Genomic DNA, 16,786 nt, shown 5'->3' with positions numbered 1-16,786 from the left:
ATAATGCTAGTAAGGAGATTAAAAATATGGAACATGTAACAGATATTGATAAAAAAGATTATATAGATGAGTGTAAGGAAATTGTGAGAACGACAATTGCTTTAGAAAAAATAGAGTTGAGTGATCATGAATTAACTTTATTGACTGAAGAAATTATGGATACTTCATTATCTATCGGTGGAGATTATTCAAGAGAGAATATACGTTATATTGCTGTGCAGTATGTACGTCGTCAATTTTTACCACGTTTTCAAAAAGCTCATAAAGGAGGATAAAATATGGCGTTTGATCAGGCAGTTATGCAAAAATTCATGGCTGATCATCAATCACAATATGTGGGAAAGTATCGATATCATAGTGGATATCGTACTGAAGAAAATACGTTTAAAGTTCATTATTATATGTTGGATCAAAATTTTCGCCAAATTGATATTTTTGTGGAAATTCATTGTCTAGATGAAATTACGTATACTTTTTCAGAAGATTTACATGAGCAGGAAAAGATTTATATTGTGAAAGATGCTTTAACACGTGTTTTAGCAAGACTGGGATATAAAAGAGTTTTGCATTATTCATTGTATGAAAATTTTATTAAAACAGTTTCAGATGAAATGAATGTTTTGGCACCTATTGATTTTTGTGATATTTTAAGCTATATGAAATATCATCATGGTATTAATCAACAGACAATGGATGATTTTTATAAGATTTTTTTACCTTGTTTAAAAAAACAGTTAAAACGTAAAAATTATAAAAATTTTATAGATTCTGTTAATCTTTTATTTGAGAGTGTTTTATATCAATATGAGTGGGATGGAACCAATTCAAAATACTTAGATACAGAATATCAGTTTCATCTTTATTATATTCGTAAGATTATTCGTATTGTTTGGCGTCATTTGGATAAATTTTATAAAAATGTACCAGAAGAATTATTTCAAGCTATTCGTACTTTATGTTTAAATTCACGTTTTACATTTGCAATCATGACGGATTTTGGTTCGCTTGTTTTATCACAATACAATGTGGCTAAAGCCATCATAGATCAATTTAAAGATGAGTTTACATTGATTGATAATGATTTTATGCTGGAAAATCGCAAACATTCTCGTAGTCAGGGAAATCTTATTTTTTCTTATATTTACTATATTTTCTATAGTGATTATGAACATTATTATGAAGTCTTGATTAATGTTTTAAGAAATATTATTCATTATATGTTAACTTTTGCAAATCATGATTTGGATTTAGCATTAGGAAATTCTATTATACAGACAGAAGGTTATCAGATATTATTGGATTTATTCCATCGAGATTACAATACTTTTGTGTTTACATGCTTTCCGATTGAATCATTTCCAGATAATATGAAACCAAAAGTGAGAGATGAACTGGTGACAGCTATTCAGTATTTTGCAGCAAGAATGGAAAATGAAAACTATCGTTTAAGTTCTTTTGAACAAGTGACAAACATTAATAGACTATTAATGGATAATTTTAAGGAGTGGTATAAATGAAAAAGAAACTTGCAGTTACAACTGCTTTAGCTTCAACTTTAACAGCGTCAACATTGACAGCCAGTTTAGCACTTGCAAATCAGTTTGCCAAAAAAGTTTTATATCGTGAACATTTGAATAAAGAGGATCAAGGTAACTGGTATGAAAAACTTCATGCTCAAAAGATTAAGATTCAAAATCATAAAGGTTTGTATCTTCAGGGTTATCTGATAGAAAAGCCTGAAGCAAAAAGAACGATTGTCTGTTTACATGAGTTGATGGCTTCTGCCAAGTCTTTGGAAAAAACAGTGAATTATCTGGAAAGTATTTTTAAAGATGATCATATTTTAATGATTGATGCTCATGCTCATGGATTAAGTGATGGTTATATTCGAGGTTTTGGTTATCGTGATGTTTTTGACTTGATGTATTTTAATACGTATTTATTACAGAAATACGGAGAAAATCATCGTTTGATTATGTATGGTAAAGGAATGGGAGCCAATACGATTTTAAATGCTTCTGGATTAGGTAAACTTAAGAATGTAGATTTGATTATAAGTGAAGGAGCTTATAATCATGTTTACCACTATCTGACAAAGAAATGTCAAAGAGAGATGAAAGTACCACAATATTTGGCAGGTAGAGTGATTAGAAAAGTGATGAAAAATGAATTAAAAATAGATATTAAAAAAATGGATACAGTGGAATTGGTTAAGAAAAATCAGATTCCAACAGTTTATGTTCATTCTAAAAATGATAAGGATGTTCCATTTCAAATGGTTTTTCCATTGTATAATCATGATGCTTCCAACAAATTGTTATTTCCAATTAAAGAAGAACATCTCTATGATTTAAAAGATAAACAGGATTCCTATTCATTATCTCTAATTGAGTTTATGAATGAGAATATATAAAAAGAGGAGGGCTTATATGTATTTTGAAAAATCAAAAGGTTTCCCTAAAGATTTCTTATGGGGAAGTGCATCTGCTGCTTATCAAGTAGAAGGTGGATGGGACGCTGATGGTAAAGGTGTTTCCAACTGGGATAAGTTTGTAAGAATTCCCGGTAAAACTTTTAAGGCAACAACAGGTGATAAAGCTGTTGACCACTATCATCGTTACAAGGAAGATGTCAAATTAATGGCAGAAATGGGATTAAAAACGTATCGTTTCTCTATTGCCTGGACAAGAATCTATCCTAATGGAAATGGTGAAGTGAATGAAGCTGGGCTTCAATTCTATGATAATTTAATTAATGAATTATTAAAATATGGTATTGAACCAATGGTAACAGTTTATCACTGGGATATGCCTCAAGCTTTAGAAGACCAATATCATGGTTGGGAAAGTCGTCAGATTGTTGATGATTATGTGAACTATGCCAAGACACTTTTTGAAAGATATGGAGATCGTGTCAAATACTGGATTACAATGAACGAACAAAATATCTTTACATCATTTGGATGGTTAAAAGGTATGCATCCACCAGGAAAAGAAAACGATATGAAAACATTCTATCAGGTTAACCATCATGCCAATATGGCACATGCAAAGACAGTTTTGGCTTTAAAAGAAATGTATCCTGACGCCAAAGTTGGTGCTTCATTTGCTTACAGTCCATGTTATGCATATGATAGAAAACCTGAAAATGCTATGGCTAAAGCTGATTATGATGATTTACAAAATTATTGGTGGATGGATATCTATGCTTATGGTCGTTATCCAAGAAGTGCTTGGGCATATTTAGAAAGTCAAGGAGTCACTCCACAAATGGAAGATGGCGATGAAGACATTTTGAAAAAAGCTGCTGCATTAGTTGACTTTATGGGTGTGAATTATTATCAGACATGTGTGGCTGAATATAATGACATCAATGGTGTTGGTATGACAAATACAATGAACAACACAGGTGAAAAAGGAACAGCTCAAGTTCAAGGTGTACCAGGATTATATAAGAATCCGGCAAATGATTTCTTGCCAACAACTGACTGGGATTGGACAATAGATCCAATGGGAATCAGAATGTGCTGTCGTGATATTACTTCACGTTATGATTTACCTGTTGTGATTTCAGAAAATGGTTTAGGAGCTTTTGATAAAGTTGAAGATGGACAGGTTCATGATCCATATCGTATTGCTTATTTAAAAGCACATATTGAAGAATTAAAGAAAGCTATTGATGATGGATGTCGTGTTTTAGCTTATTGTACATGGTCATATACAGATTTATTAAGCTGGTTAAATGGATATCAGAAACGTTATGGATTTGTATATGTTGATAGAGAAGAAGATGAAAATTCTGGAACATTGAATAGAATTCCAAAGGATTCTTATTATTGGTATAAAAAAGTCATCGAAACAAACGGTGAAGAATTATAGGATGAAGAAGGTATATATCATTTCATGATACATACCTTTTTTTAACCACTTACTTCATCATATAGACCACTTAGGTGATAGCTATTTACTTTTCCTTTCATGATGTTTATATTAAAGATGTCGAAGGAGATTAATTATGAAAGTCAAAATAGAAATGGATGAAAGTTTAGAAGATATTGAAGTGGTTATCAAGACACCGGTTATGAATGAAAGAGTTCAGCAAGTCCAAGCAACATTATTTGATTTTTCTAAAAAACAGGCAGTTATTGTTTTTTATAAGGGTTCTGTTGAATATTATTTATCGTTGAATGATATATTGTTTTTTGAAACAGATGAAAAGAATGTTCGTGCGCATACCTGTGATGATCTATATCAAGTAAAATATAAATTATATGAACTTGAAGAAATATTACCTGGTCATTTCATGAGAGTTTCTAAATCCACGATTTTAAATCTTCAAAAGATTTATGCACTTCATAAAACAATATCAAGTCCATGTCTGATAGAATTTGCGAATACTTCCAAACAAGTCTATGTATCAAGACATTATTACAGACCACTTCGATCAAGATTAGAGGAAAAGAGGTTATAAAATGAAAAAGAATAGAATATTTTGGGGTGTATTATTCATCGCTTTAGCAGTTTTTTTAATTATTTCACAATTAGGTATTTTAGATATTCATATAAGTATTTGGACATTGATATTGACAATCTTCTTTGGTGTATCTGCTTTTTGGAGTTTGTTTCATAAAGAAGTCACTGGTTTCTTATTTTCTATTGCTTTTCTTATTATTATTTATGATAAGCCTTTAGGATTAGAAGCCATTACACCATGGACAGTTCTTTTAGCTGCATTATTAGCAAGTATAGGATGGCATTTCTTATTTCCCTCATCAAAGAAACATTCACGTCATTTTCAAAATATAAATCAAAAGACAATGCAGGAAACAAATATATCCATTGAAGAAAATATGAGTAGCTGTATTCGTTATATTGATTCTCAAGAGATTGAAAATGTAAGTATAACAAATCGTGCTGGGGTAGTTAAAGTTTATTTTCATCAAGCTGATATGAAGTATCAAAACATTGATTTTCATTTGTATGTGACTTGTGGAATGTTGGAATTATATATTCCCCGTACATGGAAAGTGATAGATGACACTGATAATTTATTTTCTCATGTTTCAATTGAAGAAATGAATAGTGATTTGATTGAACATTGTATCACATTAAAAGGGAAAGTTCATTTTTCAGAAATTAAGATCTCTTATTTATAGCTATAATTTTGGTACATACCTTTTTATCTTATGTTTTTGCATGGTTATTTTTAAAATTAAACACACCAACTTGGTTATTGGAATGAATCGAAAGTGAAAAACTTTGAAGAAAGACAGACAATAAGAGAAAGTATATTATCAAATATTCATTTTAAGAATACATTGAAACATAAATAGCTATATGTTAATATAACCAAAATAAGTATTTGGAGATAGTATGAAAATAAGGATGTTTGATGATGAAGAATAAATAGGAGAATATATGAAAAAAACATAAAGAATTTTATTTGTGAATTATGCAGTCGTTTTATTTATTCCTCAGTTTGCACAAGCAGGAATCAAAGATTTTCAAAATAAAGTTTATGCAGAAAATCAACTGGATCATGTCATGACAATTCAAATTGATCAAAATATTAAAACAAAAAATTCTCAAGATGTTTTAGACAATATTAAGGATGTTATGAATGAATATCATTCTAGCATCTTTTTTACTAAGAAAGATTATAACCATTATTATAAGTATATTTATACAAATGATAATGATTATTTTGATGTTTTGGGAATAAAAGAATATCAATCTGTTGAACTTTTACAATATCAATATCAATTAGATATCTATCCATTAGATCAAATAATAGAAAATGATTCATTTAATGGAGAAGCCAGAATTGTTTCTCATCAAGATAATACAAAGCAAATTAAAGAATCATTAGAGAAAGTTTTAGATATAGATATCAATACTGTAAGTCATGATAATAGTTCAATAGATTCTATGCCTTTTGTTATAATGGTTATCTTTGCATTTACAGTTTTATTATTAATTATCATTATTTATGATCAGTATCAAAAATATAAACTTTTTTCTATAAAAAAAGCTTCATGGTTATTCTCATGGTGATATTTGGTTAGATGAAATTAGTCATATTTTAATAGATTATAGTTGTATTCTCTTTCCCTGTTATACAATATTAAGTCTGATAATGACACAAAAATTCAATAGTGATGTTATTCATTTTATTTTATCTGGTTATCAAACAATTATTATTTCTATGGTTTTAATTTTTGTCTTTTCATCATTTGTTATTCTTGTTTTTAGTCGTGTCAAAGTTATCGATTATTTAAAAGGAAAACATATTTCCAATACGTTTTTATATTTTAATCAATTCATCTTGTTTCTTTTAATCACAATAGGTATTTTTTTATCATTGAGTGCAACAAATTATGTAGAATCAATTCTTTCAAGAATGAATAATACAATGCAATGGGAAACAACAAAGGATTATTATATTATACCAGCCATTCAACAAACCGAAGATGGAGATACTATTGCTCAATCAGCATGGCTTAAAAATACAAAGAAGGCATTTATAGAACCTAATCGTCATGAGGCAATATATGCCGATTTTAATGATTTTATCAATGATGGAAGCATTGAGGAAGGATATTATTATCAAGGAGCAGTTGCCTATGTGAATAATGAGTATTTAAAAGTCAATAACATTGTAGATGCTCAAGGGAAGCTCATACAGATAGATGAAAAAGAAGAAAGCCAGGTTTTGTTAATTCCTGATAATCATATGTATGATGAAAAAAAGTTAGTAGATGATGTGAAGAATATAGGTTATCAGAAAAATGATGATGTAATCTTTGTATATTATAAAAGTGGGCAAGGCTTCTTTAGCTATAATTCTAAAGTCATTAATCAGCATACAAATACTTTAGAGAATATTGTATTATCAGTACGTACAGAAAATAATGGAGATGATATTGATTATGATCGCATCATGGGATATAAGGGAAATCCATTAAAAATAAAGGTATCACAAAAAAAGGAACTCATGTCTTTACTCCAGAAATATGGGTTAGACAAGTATCCAGTACAAGTGATATCTGCCTATGATGATATGGCTGAGTTGAATCATAATGAGATGATGGCAGCTGTTTGTCTAATCGCAACGATTGGTTTGATTCTTATTTTTGTTGGTAAAGCTGTAGAACAAGGGCTTTATTGTTTTGTGCATAAAAATAAAAAATTGATTGCAGTGAAGAAATTACACGGATTTTCTTTGTTTAAGCAATATCATCAGTATTTTATATTCAATGTCATGATGTATGTTTTGATTGCAAGAATATTTATGGGATTACAATATCATATGGGTATGGTGATATTCCTTATCGGACTTATCGTCTTATTCTGGATTTTTATATTTATGAAAACAGTAATAAAATCAAAAAAATATTATATATCCTCAATTTTGAAAGGAGAATGATGATGATTGAAATAAAAAATATAACGAAAGCTTATGATGAAAATGTCATTTTTCAAAATTATAATCTAAAAATAAAAAAAGGAAGCATGAATGCAATTGTTGGAAAAAGTGGGAGTGGTAAGACGACGCTTTTGAATATCATGGGATTATTGGAAGATAGTGATCAGGGCGATGTTTATATTGCTGGAAAACCAGTAGCTTTTCAATCACAGGATGCTGTGTTCGCTTTACGTTATCAAATATCATATCTTTTTCAAAACTTTGCATTAATAGAATCTATGAATATTATAGATAATTTAATGATTGCTTTAGAATATAAAGATTTAAAAAAGAAAGAAAAGATTCAATGTATAAAAGAAGCATTAAAACAGGTAGGATTAGAAGGTATAGAAAAACGAAAAGTCTATACATTATCTGGTGGACAACAGCAACGTGTTGCACTCGCAAGAGTCATCATTAAAGATGCTCCTATCATATTATGTGATGAACCTACGGGTTCACTAGATAAAGACAATACACAAGATATCATCAATATTTTAAAGGAAATGAAACAGCAAGATAAAACGGTGATTATTGTCACACATGATCAGTCCATAGCTCAACAATGTGATAGAGTGATTCAATTGTAATAGAGTATTTGTATTTTCCATTTTAGAGTTTAGCTATTTATCCAGTATCAGGGAGCTAAGCTCTTTATTTTTCCATGTCTGTTTTAAAAATTGAGCAACCCCATCTTGATCATTGGAAGGGATGATTTGAGTAGCAATCGCTTTTAATTTTTCATGTGCATTATCTACTGCATAAGCTTCATTCGCTAATTGAAACATCTCAATATCATTTTCTCCATCTCCAAAAACAACAAGACGATCATAATGATAAATATGTTTTAATTGTTCAATAGCATGTGCTTTAGATGTTCCTTGAGGCATAATTTCAAGCCATTGTTGATTTGTATAAATATCTTTTTGGAATAAACAATGATATTGTTTTTGATAGTATGCATAAAACGGTTTGAGCTTATCTGTTTCATCAATCAATGTGACATAAAAAATTTGACCAACATAAAAGTCTTTGAGATGATGAATGATCCTGATGCGTGGATCACCTTTTCTAGACTCGATAAACTCAAGCATTCCAGGTGTGCACTTTTCTGGAATAAAAGAAAATTTTTCTTCACCGTCAATAAACGCATAGACAATCGGATAAAGATGATTGTTTAAAAAAGGATCTAAAAGCAGATGAATATCTTCCTGGAAACAATGTGATAATAAGATCTCACCTGATACATTATCTCGAATACAGGCACCATTATAAACAATTAAAGGAAAAGGCGCCTGTAATCCTTGTGTGACTTTCTTAGCTGTCTGATAAGATCTGGCTGTTGCATAAGAAAATAACATACCCTCATCAACAAGTTGATTAATCGTTTCAATCGTATAAGTTGATAGTGTTTGATTTGAGTTTAATAAAGTTCCATCTAAATCAGATACATAAAGTGTTGTCATGAAAAATCACCTCTATAAATAGTTTAATGAATATATTCATGATGAACAAGTATTTTTATAAAAATATGGTATAATGACAAAGTAAAGAGAGGTTTTATCATGAATGTAAAAATACGTACTATTTTGATGAATGCGATGCTTACCTGTATATATGCAGTGCTGACTTTCATATGTGCTCCTTTTTCTTATGGGGCTATCCAATTTCGCTTAGCAGAAATACTAATGTTTCTTGCTTTTTATAATCGACGTTTCATACCCGGATTAGTGATTGGTTGTCTTTTGGCTAATGCCTTTTCTCCAATGGGTATTTATGATGTTATATTTGGCACATCAGCAACTTTATTGACATGTTTATCCTTTACAAGGATATCACATTTATGGATGGGTGTTTGTTTAGGTGCATTGTTTAATGGTATAATTGTTGGAGCAGAACTGTATTTTCTTTTAGACCTACCATTTTTATTAAATGCAGGATATGTATTCATTGGTGAAGTTATTGTCTTAATGATAGGTGCAGGTGTTTTTAAAGTTCTAGAGAAAAATCAAGTTTTCATGAAAATATATATGAATTAGAGCCATAAAAAGTTCATAATCATAAGGTAAACTAAATCGTGAGGTGGTAATATTGAAGACATCAATAAAAATGCGTGATTTGACGCTAAAGAATATATTAATTATTTTGACTTATGGTGCGATTCTGGTTTTAGGTGTTATTTATTTTGAAGATGTTTTTTCTTATCTAGGGAACTTGATTGGGATTATTCAGCCATTTATCATAGGATTTGTTTTAGCTTTTATTTTCAATATCCCTATGAAATTTTTAGAAAAGAAATTACCTATATCAAATGAAAAAAGAAAGAAAACTATTTCAGCTATCCTAGCCATATTATTAATTATCCTTGTTTTGGTTATTGTGATGATTGTTGTTATTCCTCAAGTTGTTGAAAATATTAGAACTCTTATAGATAATTTACCAGATATTTTTGCTCAAGCAGAAGAATGGTTGAATTATCTATTTGAAGAAATTCGTTTATCACCAGAACTTCTTGAAAAAATTAATGATTTTCAAAATCATTTTACACAGACATTTCTCTCCACTCTAACAACTTGGGTGCCTAATATTGCTTTAGGTGTTTCACACATGACATCAAGTTTAATCAATGTGTTTATGGGATTTGTGATGGCTGTTTATATGTTGTTTTCTAAAGATAAATTGATTCGACAAGTCAAAAAGTTTGCCAGAGCGATTTTTAATGAAAAACATTATCAATATATCAAAGAAGTTGTTTCTTTGACAGGGACAACATTTGAAAACTTTTTAGCTGGGCAATTAACGGAGTCTGTTATTATCGGAGTTCTCTGTTATATTGGATGTATGATTTTGGGTATTCCTTATGCCTCTATTGCAGCTATTGTGATTGGTTTTACCAATATTATTCCTTATTTTGGACCAATTATTGGAGCTGTGATTTCTTCGGTATTAATTGTTTTTGTATCACCTGTCAAAGCTTTGATATTTCTTGTTTTTAGTACCCTATTACAACAGTTTGAATCTAACTTGATTTATCCTCATGTTGTTGGAAGTTCTGTAGGATTATCAGCTTTATGGGTGTTGTTTGCTGTCAGTGTTGGTGGAGGAATGTTTGGGATACCGGGTATGGTGTTTGGATTACCGACTTTCTCTGTAATTTATGAATTACTTAGAAGATGGACAAATGAACGTTTAAAAAGAAAGCAACAAATGAAGAAAAAGGAGGAACAAATATAAATATTTGTAGAGTAGAATTTTAATGGAGAAAACAAAATAATCTGTTTTCTCTTTTTATTTATAGTATAATAAAAATAGTAGAAATGGAGGTATAACAAATGGGATTTAGAAAAGATTTTTTATGGGGTGGTGCCATTGCTGCCCATCAAGCTGAAGGAGCATGGAATGAAGGTGGAAAAGGTGTCAGTGTGGCTGATGTCATGACAGCTGGTTCTAATGGTGTAGCTCGTCGTATTACAAATGGTGTTATTGAAGGAGAAGATTATCCTAATCACGTAGGTATTGATTTTTATCATCATTATAAAGAAGATTTGGCTTTAATGGCTGAAATGGGATTTAAAGCGTTTAGAACATCTATCGCATGGACAAGAATTTTTCCAAATGGGGATGATGAACAACCAAATGAAGAAGGATTGAAATTCTATGATGACTTATTTGATGAAATGCATCGTTTAGGTATTGAACCAATTGTCACTTTATCACATTTTGAAATGCCATATCATTTGGCTGAAAAATACAATGGATTTATGGATCGTAGATGTATTGACTTCTTTGTGAAATATGCCAAAGTATGTTTTGAAAGATATAAAGGAAAAGTTAAATATTGGATGACTTTTAATGAAATCAATAATCAGGCTGAATGGCACGCTATGGGGGCACATCATCTTGTACAGGAAGGAGCTGTCTTAGTCAAAGAGGGTGACGATATTGAATATATGATGTATAAATCTGCTCATCATGAATTGGTTGCCAGTGCATTGGCTGTAAAAGCAGCTCATGAAATTGATCCAGATGCGAAAGTTGGGTGTATGATTGGTATGAATGGTGTTTATCCAGCAACATGTAATCCTGAGGATATTTTAAATGCTCAACAGGCTATGCATCAAAAATATTGGTATGTAGAAGTTCATGCCAGAGGACATTATCCTAAACATATCTTAAAGAAATTTGAAAGAAAAGGATATGAAAACTTTATTTTACCAGAAGATGAAGAAGCATTGGCTCAAGGAAAAGTAGATTATATTGGATTCTCTTATTACATGAGTTTTGCTACAAAATATACTGGAAGATATGGTCGTTCATTTGATTTTTCTGAAGAAGATTATGTAAGAAATACATATCTCAAAGCCAGTGACTGGGGATGGCAAATTGATCCCGTTGGTTTAAGATGGTGTCTAAACTGGTTTAATGATCGTTTTGAATTACCAATGATGATTGTTGAAAATGGTTTTGGTGCTTATGATAAATATATTGATGATAATGATCAATATGTTGTCGATGATCAGTATCGTATTGATTACTTGGCAGCACATATTGCAGCTATGAAAGAAGCCGTTGATTATGATGGTGTTGATTTATTAGGATATACAATGTGGGCACCTATTGATATCGTTTCAGCTTCTACAGGTGAATATGATAAACGTTATGGATTTATCTATGTCAACTACAATAATGCCCATGAAGGAGATTTCTCAAGAGCGAAAAAGAAATCATTCTATTGGTATAAACATGTGATTGAAACAAATGGAGAAGAATTATAAAAGTGTTGTTATGCAACACTTTTGTTTGTGAGGATCAAAATGGATTTTGAAATTGTAGAGGCAACAAAAGAAGATGCAAAAGATATACTGGCATTAACCAAAATATGTGGAAAAGAAACAAATTATTTAAGTTATGGCAGTGAAGGCATTGGACTTTCTCTTGAACAGGAAATGGCTTTTCTTGATAATGTTGCTCATTCTTTAAAAGATGTTTTCTATGTTGTTAAAATGAAAGATGAAATTGTTGGGATGGGTTCTTATATAACTTTTTCATCACCAAGAATGTCCCATCGTGGGGAAATAGGTCTATGTATTCGTCAATCAGCATGGCATTTAGGCATTGGACATGCTTTGATGGATCGATTGCTTGACTTTGCTAAAAATCAGGCAAAAGCCGATCTTGTTTCTTTAGAAGTATGTCATGATAATAGACGTGCTATTTCTTTATACCAGCATTATGGTTTTCAAAAGATAGGGACTTTTGAAGGATTCTTTAAAATTGATGATAAGCTGATTGATTATGATATCATGTTATTAAAATTAGAAAAAAGTTCATGAAATCTCATGAACTTTTTAAATGGCTCTTGTATATTCTTTTAACCAATCTTTTTCTTTATCTGTAAGATAAGGAGATATTTTTTCATAAACTTCTTGATGATATTGATTGAGCCAGTTCTTTTCTTTTGGTGATAACAGACTCACTTCTACAGCATCTAAATCAATAGGAACAAATGTTAATGGTTCAAAATGTAAGAACTGTCCATACTCATTTTCTGTTCCTTTCACACAAAGAAGTTCATTTTCAATACGAATTCCATATTGTCCTTCTAAATAAATACCTGGCTCATCTGTAATATTCATACCCGGTTCTAAAGTGATGTTTTCTGATAAACTACGTAATTTATAACGGAAGCCTTGAGGTCCTTCGTGAACATTTAATAAATGACCGACACCATGTCCAGTACCACATTGGTAATCAATATCTTCACTCCACATAGGGCTTCTTGCTAAAATGTCTAAACTTTGTCCTGTACATCCATATAAGAAATGAGCATTTTGTAAAGTTAACATTCCTTGTAAAACCATTGTAAAGTGTTTCTTTTGCATGTCAGTAATATGTCCTAAAACAAATGTTCTTGTAATGTCTGTCGTTCCATCCATATATTGACCACCACTATCAATCAACAACATACCATCTTGATCGAGTGTAGTATATTGATTTTCTGTTGGATGATAATGCATTAAAGCGGCGTTGTCTTTCCATGCACAAATAGTTGTAAAGCTTGGTTCAATAAATAAATCTTGTTGTTGTCTAAACTGTAAAACTTGATGAGAAATACTCATTTCATCCATTGGTATCTTGCCATAATTCTTTTTTAACCAATACATGAATTTTGTCATCGCAACACCATCTTTAATATGCGCATTTTTAGAATTTTCTATTTCAACATCATTTTTAATAGCTTTCATCATTTGTGATGGATTCATCTGATTAACAATTTCACAATCAAGACATTGATATAAAGCATAATTGATATGAGCCTGACTTAATAAGACACGTCCTTTTAATTGACGTGCATCTTGATAAATATCAAGATATTCTTTAATGATGACATTTTCTTTTTGGAATGCTTTGACCATTTCTAAATCATAACTTCCTTTTTGAAGATATAAATAAGACTGATCAAGAGTAATCAAAGCAAAGGCTAATACAGTTGGTGAACAAGGAATATCATTGCCACGAATATTGAATGTCCATGCTATATCATCAAGTGTTGTCATGATATGAGCATCACAGTGATGTTCTTTCATCACATCTACAATTTTTTCTATTTTTTGATGTGTTGATAAACCATGATATTGTATATCATATAAAAATGCTTTTTCACATGATCTTTGAGGACGATCTTTCCAATAATCTTCCATTAAATCAATACATTCAATATGATAAGGAACTTGAATCTCTTTTTCCATATCCAATACAAATTGACAAGTCATTGTTTGTCCATCAAAAGCAATTGTGTCTTGCTTTTGAACATGGTCTTTTAAAAACTCCAATAAAGTAGGAACACCCTTTTGACCAGACTTCATTAATGTAATACCTTCATATAATTCCTTAGCTGCCTGAATGAAATAACGTCCATCAGTCCAAAGGTAAGCTTCATCTTGCATAACAAGTAATGTTCCAGCACTACCAGTAAAGCCACTTAAATAAGCACGTGCCTGATAATAGTCACCTACAGTTTCAGACTGATGATCATCATCAGTAGGAACAATATAAAATTGAATATTTTTATCTTTTAATAATTGTTGAAAATCCTTTATCATTATGAACACCCCTATAATACTTTAGCACAATCTTTACATTTTGTAAGTAAAAATGTGTTAAAAAAGATAGTAATCTTTATTTGTGATTTCTCGTTGATAAAAAATGAGGCCAGTCATCTATAAAATGATTTTCCTTGGGCCTTTATAAAAGCATGAATAGAGAAAATTCATGACATGAAGAAAGTGATTTACCTGTTTATGAGGAAATCTCATATAAAAAATCTAACCATAGAAAATCTGTTGGTTAGATTTGATTTTTTATATATTGAAAGTTAATTGTATATCTTTTATTTGAGTAATACAGGTTTTTCTTTGTTGAGAACAAATTCTAATGTGTAGAGAGGGTAATAGCACACATTTTGAGAATTTTCGCCAATATTTTTTTGAGAAAATTTAAAAGCGAATGAAGGTTTATACGTCTTAATAAAATTATGAAATGATGTTGATACAGTGTTACGTGATGATTTCACTTCAATAGGGGTAACATTGCCCTGATAATAAATGACAAAATCAATTTCCTGAGATTGAGATGGTTCAAAGTAATAGGAATCTTTCTTTTTGGAGTGAAGAATCTGTGCAATAACATTTTCATATAAAGCACCCTTGAAATGCTCTAAATTTCCACTGATGAATGCTTTGATGACAGCCTCATCAAATTGGGACACAAGAAGACCGGTATCAGCCATATAGACTTTAAATATATTCGGTTCCTTATTGATTTCTAATGGAATCTCTGGAGTTTTCAATCTATATGTTTTGATAATAAGTCCACTGTCTTTCAACCAATCAAGACTGGATTCATAATAGCGAGCATTTCCACCTTTTTTAATGAGCTTATATTGAAACTTTTTATTTTCTTTAGCTAACTGAAGTGGAATAGAATCATAACATTCTCTTGCTTTTATTCTTTCAGAACCATGAGCATATTTAAGCATATCGTTTTTATAATCATCGACGATTTGTCTTTGAATAAGTAGTGCTTCTCTGTATGATTTTGTTTGAAAATAGGTTTGAACAACTTCAGGCATACCACCGATAATGATATAGTCCTTAAAGAACTGATTAAATTTTTCATGAATGCTAATAGGAATAGGCTTGTTGTTTTCAATAGATTGATAAATTGTATCTATAATAGATGGATTAACTCCCATAGCATCTACAAATTCTAAAAAAGTCAGGGGATACATATCCCATGTTTCAACGTAACCAACTGGGAAAGACGAACTTGATGCTACTGCAACACCAAGCATACTTCCAGAGCAAATAATATCACAAGGAAAATCTTCAGACAGGAATTTCAAAGCTGTGAAAGCATCTCCACATGCTTGAATTTCATCTAAGAAAAGCAAAGTATCATTATCAAATTGAATATCCATATATGTTAATTCAAAGTATTGCAGTAAATCATGAGCAGTTTTTGTCTGTTTGAAAAGTTCTTGAAATTCATGATCTCTTTCAAAATTGATTTCAACCAGATTTTTGTAGTTGTTTTTGGCAAATTCTCTAATGATATAAGTCTTCCCGTTATGTAAAGCTTTACATAAACGAAATAATGTAAAGTTAGAAATAATGTAAAGTATAAGCTAAAACCCTAGTGTTTATAAGGAAATTAACTGAAATTACTTTACATTATTTTTTTATTATTCAATACTTCTTTTGTGAGATTAAATCACAGAAGGAGGTCTATTATGGACAGATTAACAATTTTAGAGTGCGCTGATCAGTTGATTGAAATCATGCGTACAAAACATTACAGTGAGTCAAGTATATTGAGTTATCAAAAGTGTTTCACTGATTTTTATGCTTATTCAAAAGAAAAAGGAAAGGAATATTTTGAAGAAGTACTTGCGATAGAATATGCAAGCTCTGTTACCGGACTAGAATTAAAAGACTTGGCGCAGTATAACAAAAACACTAAAAAATATATCGTGCTTTTAAGATCATTACGTATTCTAGGTGAATATTCTTTGACTAGAACCTTCACTTCTCGATTTTCTAAATTCCATGAACCCGTTGAAGAATATCCATATTGGAATCATATATATGATTCCTCAGGCTGTTGACAAAGTAAAAAGTCAACAGCTTTTAGTTTTCAAATAAAAAAATATATGGTATTATATCTATTGTCGTGGATGACTTCGTTCCAAATATGCAAATTTTGAGGCTCCACGACTTTTTATTTTACCACTATATCATGAAAATATGGTATAATGTAAATG

At 30.5% G+C, this 16,786-nt stretch carries 17 protein-coding genes; 14 read left to right on the top strand and 3 right to left on the bottom strand.

The genetic code is table 11. The features are described 5' to 3' along the window. The first annotated feature begins 26 nt into the window (after window positions 1-26). From B5E75_RS11965 to B5E75_RS11925, 9 genes are all read left to right on the top strand, one after another. On the top strand, window positions 27-275 hold the full coding sequence (locus B5E75_RS11965; protein ID WP_087359527.1) for a hypothetical protein: 249 nt from the start codon (window positions 27-29) through the stop codon (window positions 273-275). A gap of 3 nt (window positions 276-278) precedes the next feature. Next, window positions 279-1,517 (top strand): hypothetical protein, encoded by a 1,239-nt coding sequence (locus B5E75_RS11960; protein ID WP_087359525.1) that lies wholly within the window; start codon window positions 279-281, stop codon window positions 1,515-1,517. Then, window positions 1,514-2,413 carry an alpha/beta hydrolase gene (locus B5E75_RS11955; RefSeq protein WP_087359523.1) on the top strand — a complete coding sequence of 300 codons (900 nt, stop codon included), beginning with the start codon at window positions 1,514-1,516 and terminating at the stop codon, window positions 2,411-2,413. Before B5E75_RS11960 ends, B5E75_RS11955 begins: the two co-directional genes overlap by 4 nt. A 16-nt stretch (window positions 2,414-2,429) precedes the next feature. Then, window positions 2,430-3,878, top strand: a complete 1,449-nt coding sequence (locus tag B5E75_RS11950; protein ID WP_087359521.1) for a glycoside hydrolase family 1 protein — start codon at window positions 2,430-2,432, stop codon at window positions 3,876-3,878. A gap of 136 nt (window positions 3,879-4,014) precedes the next feature. Next, the gene (locus B5E75_RS11945; RefSeq protein WP_087359519.1) at window positions 4,015-4,470 is read left to right on the top strand and encodes a LytTR family DNA-binding domain-containing protein; all 456 of its coding nucleotides are present in this window, start codon (window positions 4,015-4,017) and stop codon (window positions 4,468-4,470) included. 1 nt (window position 4,471) lies between these two features. Next, the gene (locus B5E75_RS11940) at window positions 4,472-5,155 is read left to right on the top strand and encodes a LiaF transmembrane domain-containing protein (protein ID WP_087359517.1); all 684 of its coding nucleotides are present in this window, start codon (window positions 4,472-4,474) and stop codon (window positions 5,153-5,155) included. Window positions 5,156-5,444: 289 nt separating this feature from the next. Then, window positions 5,445-6,053 carry a hypothetical protein gene (locus B5E75_RS11935; RefSeq protein ID WP_087359515.1) on the top strand — a complete coding sequence of 203 codons (609 nt, stop codon included), beginning with the start codon at window positions 5,445-5,447 and terminating at the stop codon, window positions 6,051-6,053. An 82-nt stretch (window positions 6,054-6,135) separates the two neighbouring features. Further along, a complete protein-coding gene (locus B5E75_RS11930; protein WP_087359514.1) occupies window positions 6,136-7,425 on the top strand; it encodes a hypothetical protein in 1,290 nt (429 codons plus the stop codon). Window positions 7,426-7,427: 2 nt separating this feature from the next. Then, entirely contained in the window at window positions 7,428-8,054 is a 627-nt protein-coding gene (locus B5E75_RS11925) for a putative bacteriocin export ABC transporter (protein WP_087359512.1), read from the top strand. A 33-nt stretch (window positions 8,055-8,087) separates the two neighbouring features. On the opposite strand, the gene B5E75_RS11920 is transcribed toward B5E75_RS11925, so the two are convergent. After that, window positions 8,088-8,930: a Cof-type HAD-IIB family hydrolase gene (locus B5E75_RS11920; RefSeq protein WP_087359510.1), complete on the bottom strand. Its 843-nt coding sequence runs from the start codon at window positions 8,928-8,930 to the stop codon at window positions 8,088-8,090. Window positions 8,931-9,029: 99 nt separating this feature from the next. Here B5E75_RS11920 and B5E75_RS11915 point away from each other — a divergent pair, with 99 nt between their 5' ends. The 4 genes from B5E75_RS11915 to B5E75_RS11900 all read left to right on the top strand — a co-directional run bounded on the left by B5E75_RS11915 (window position 9,030) and on the right by B5E75_RS11900 (window position 12,797). Further along, on the top strand, window positions 9,030-9,503 hold the full coding sequence (locus B5E75_RS11915) for a QueT transporter family protein (RefSeq protein ID WP_087359508.1): 474 nt from the start codon (window positions 9,030-9,032) through the stop codon (window positions 9,501-9,503). A gap of 52 nt (window positions 9,504-9,555) precedes the next feature. Next, a complete protein-coding gene (locus B5E75_RS11910; protein ID WP_087359506.1) occupies window positions 9,556-10,698 on the top strand; it encodes an AI-2E family transporter in 1,143 nt (380 codons plus the stop codon). Window positions 10,699-10,796: 98 nt separating this feature from the next. Next, the gene (locus tag B5E75_RS11905; protein ID WP_087359504.1) at window positions 10,797-12,239 is read left to right on the top strand and encodes a 6-phospho-beta-glucosidase; all 1,443 of its coding nucleotides are present in this window, start codon (window positions 10,797-10,799) and stop codon (window positions 12,237-12,239) included. Window positions 12,240-12,278: 39 nt separating this feature from the next. Continuing rightward, the gene (locus tag B5E75_RS11900; protein WP_087359502.1) at window positions 12,279-12,797 is read left to right on the top strand and encodes a GNAT family N-acetyltransferase; all 519 of its coding nucleotides are present in this window, start codon (window positions 12,279-12,281) and stop codon (window positions 12,795-12,797) included. A 15-nt stretch (window positions 12,798-12,812) separates the two neighbouring features. On the opposite strand, the gene B5E75_RS11895 is transcribed toward B5E75_RS11900, so the two are convergent. Both B5E75_RS11895 and B5E75_RS11890 read right to left on the bottom strand, forming a co-directional pair. Beyond that, window positions 12,813-14,567, bottom strand: a complete 1,755-nt coding sequence (locus B5E75_RS11895) for an aminopeptidase P family protein (RefSeq protein WP_087359500.1) — start codon at window positions 14,565-14,567, stop codon at window positions 12,813-12,815. Between the two features lie 287 nt (window positions 14,568-14,854). After that, the gene (locus tag B5E75_RS11890) at window positions 14,855-16,078 is read right to left on the bottom strand and encodes an ATP-binding protein (RefSeq protein WP_275086218.1); all 1,224 of its coding nucleotides are present in this window, start codon (window positions 16,076-16,078) and stop codon (window positions 14,855-14,857) included. 177 nt (window positions 16,079-16,255) lie between these two features. On the opposite strand from B5E75_RS11890, the gene B5E75_RS11885 reads away from it, so the two are divergent. Beyond that, window positions 16,256-16,630, top strand: coding sequence for a hypothetical protein (locus B5E75_RS11885; RefSeq protein WP_087359497.1), 375 nt, complete (start codon window positions 16,256-16,258; stop codon window positions 16,628-16,630). Window positions 16,631-16,786 lie beyond the last annotated feature (156 nt).

The organism is Massiliimicrobium timonense, assembly GCF_002160865.1.
Taxonomy (GTDB): domain Bacteria; phylum Bacillota_I; class Bacilli_A; order Erysipelotrichales; family Coprobacillaceae; genus Allocoprobacillus.
This window is presented reverse-complemented; position numbering and strand designations above follow the sequence as displayed.

What these genes read in the sequence shown, in the direction of transcription:
- B5E75_RS11940 (WP_087359517.1), top strand. Translation starts at nt 4,472, where the DNA reads ATGAAAAAGAATAGAATATTTTGGGGTGTATTATTCATCGCTTTAGCA.
- B5E75_RS11955 (WP_087359523.1), top strand. Translation starts at nt 1,514, where the DNA reads ATGAAAAAGAAACTTGCAGTTACAACTGCTTTAGCTTCAACTTTAACA.
- B5E75_RS11900 (WP_087359502.1), top strand. Translation starts at nt 12,279, where the DNA reads ATGGATTTTGAAATTGTAGAGGCAACAAAAGAAGATGCAAAAGATATA.
- B5E75_RS11945 (WP_087359519.1), top strand. Translation starts at nt 4,015, where the DNA reads ATGAAAGTCAAAATAGAAATGGATGAAAGTTTAGAAGATATTGAAGTG.
- B5E75_RS11920 (WP_087359510.1), bottom strand. Translation starts at nt 8,930, where the DNA reads ATGACAACACTTTATGTATCTGATTTAGATGGAACTTTATTAAACTCA.
- B5E75_RS11960 (WP_087359525.1), top strand. Translation starts at nt 279, where the DNA reads ATGGCGTTTGATCAGGCAGTTATGCAAAAATTCATGGCTGATCATCAA.
- B5E75_RS11885 (WP_087359497.1), top strand. Translation starts at nt 16,256, where the DNA reads ATGGACAGATTAACAATTTTAGAGTGCGCTGATCAGTTGATTGAAATC.
- B5E75_RS11905 (WP_087359504.1), top strand. Translation starts at nt 10,797, where the DNA reads ATGGGATTTAGAAAAGATTTTTTATGGGGTGGTGCCATTGCTGCCCAT.
- B5E75_RS11950 (WP_087359521.1), top strand. Translation starts at nt 2,430, where the DNA reads ATGTATTTTGAAAAATCAAAAGGTTTCCCTAAAGATTTCTTATGGGGA.
- B5E75_RS11930 (WP_087359514.1), top strand. Translation starts at nt 6,136, where the DNA reads ATGACACAAAAATTCAATAGTGATGTTATTCATTTTATTTTATCTGGT.
- B5E75_RS11895 (WP_087359500.1), bottom strand. Translation starts at nt 14,567, where the DNA reads ATGATAAAGGATTTTCAACAATTATTAAAAGATAAAAATATTCAATTT.
- B5E75_RS11915 (WP_087359508.1), top strand. Translation starts at nt 9,030, where the DNA reads ATGAATGTAAAAATACGTACTATTTTGATGAATGCGATGCTTACCTGT.
- B5E75_RS11925 (WP_087359512.1), top strand. Translation starts at nt 7,428, where the DNA reads ATGATTGAAATAAAAAATATAACGAAAGCTTATGATGAAAATGTCATT.
- B5E75_RS11965 (WP_087359527.1), top strand. Translation starts at nt 27, where the DNA reads ATGGAACATGTAACAGATATTGATAAAAAAGATTATATAGATGAGTGT.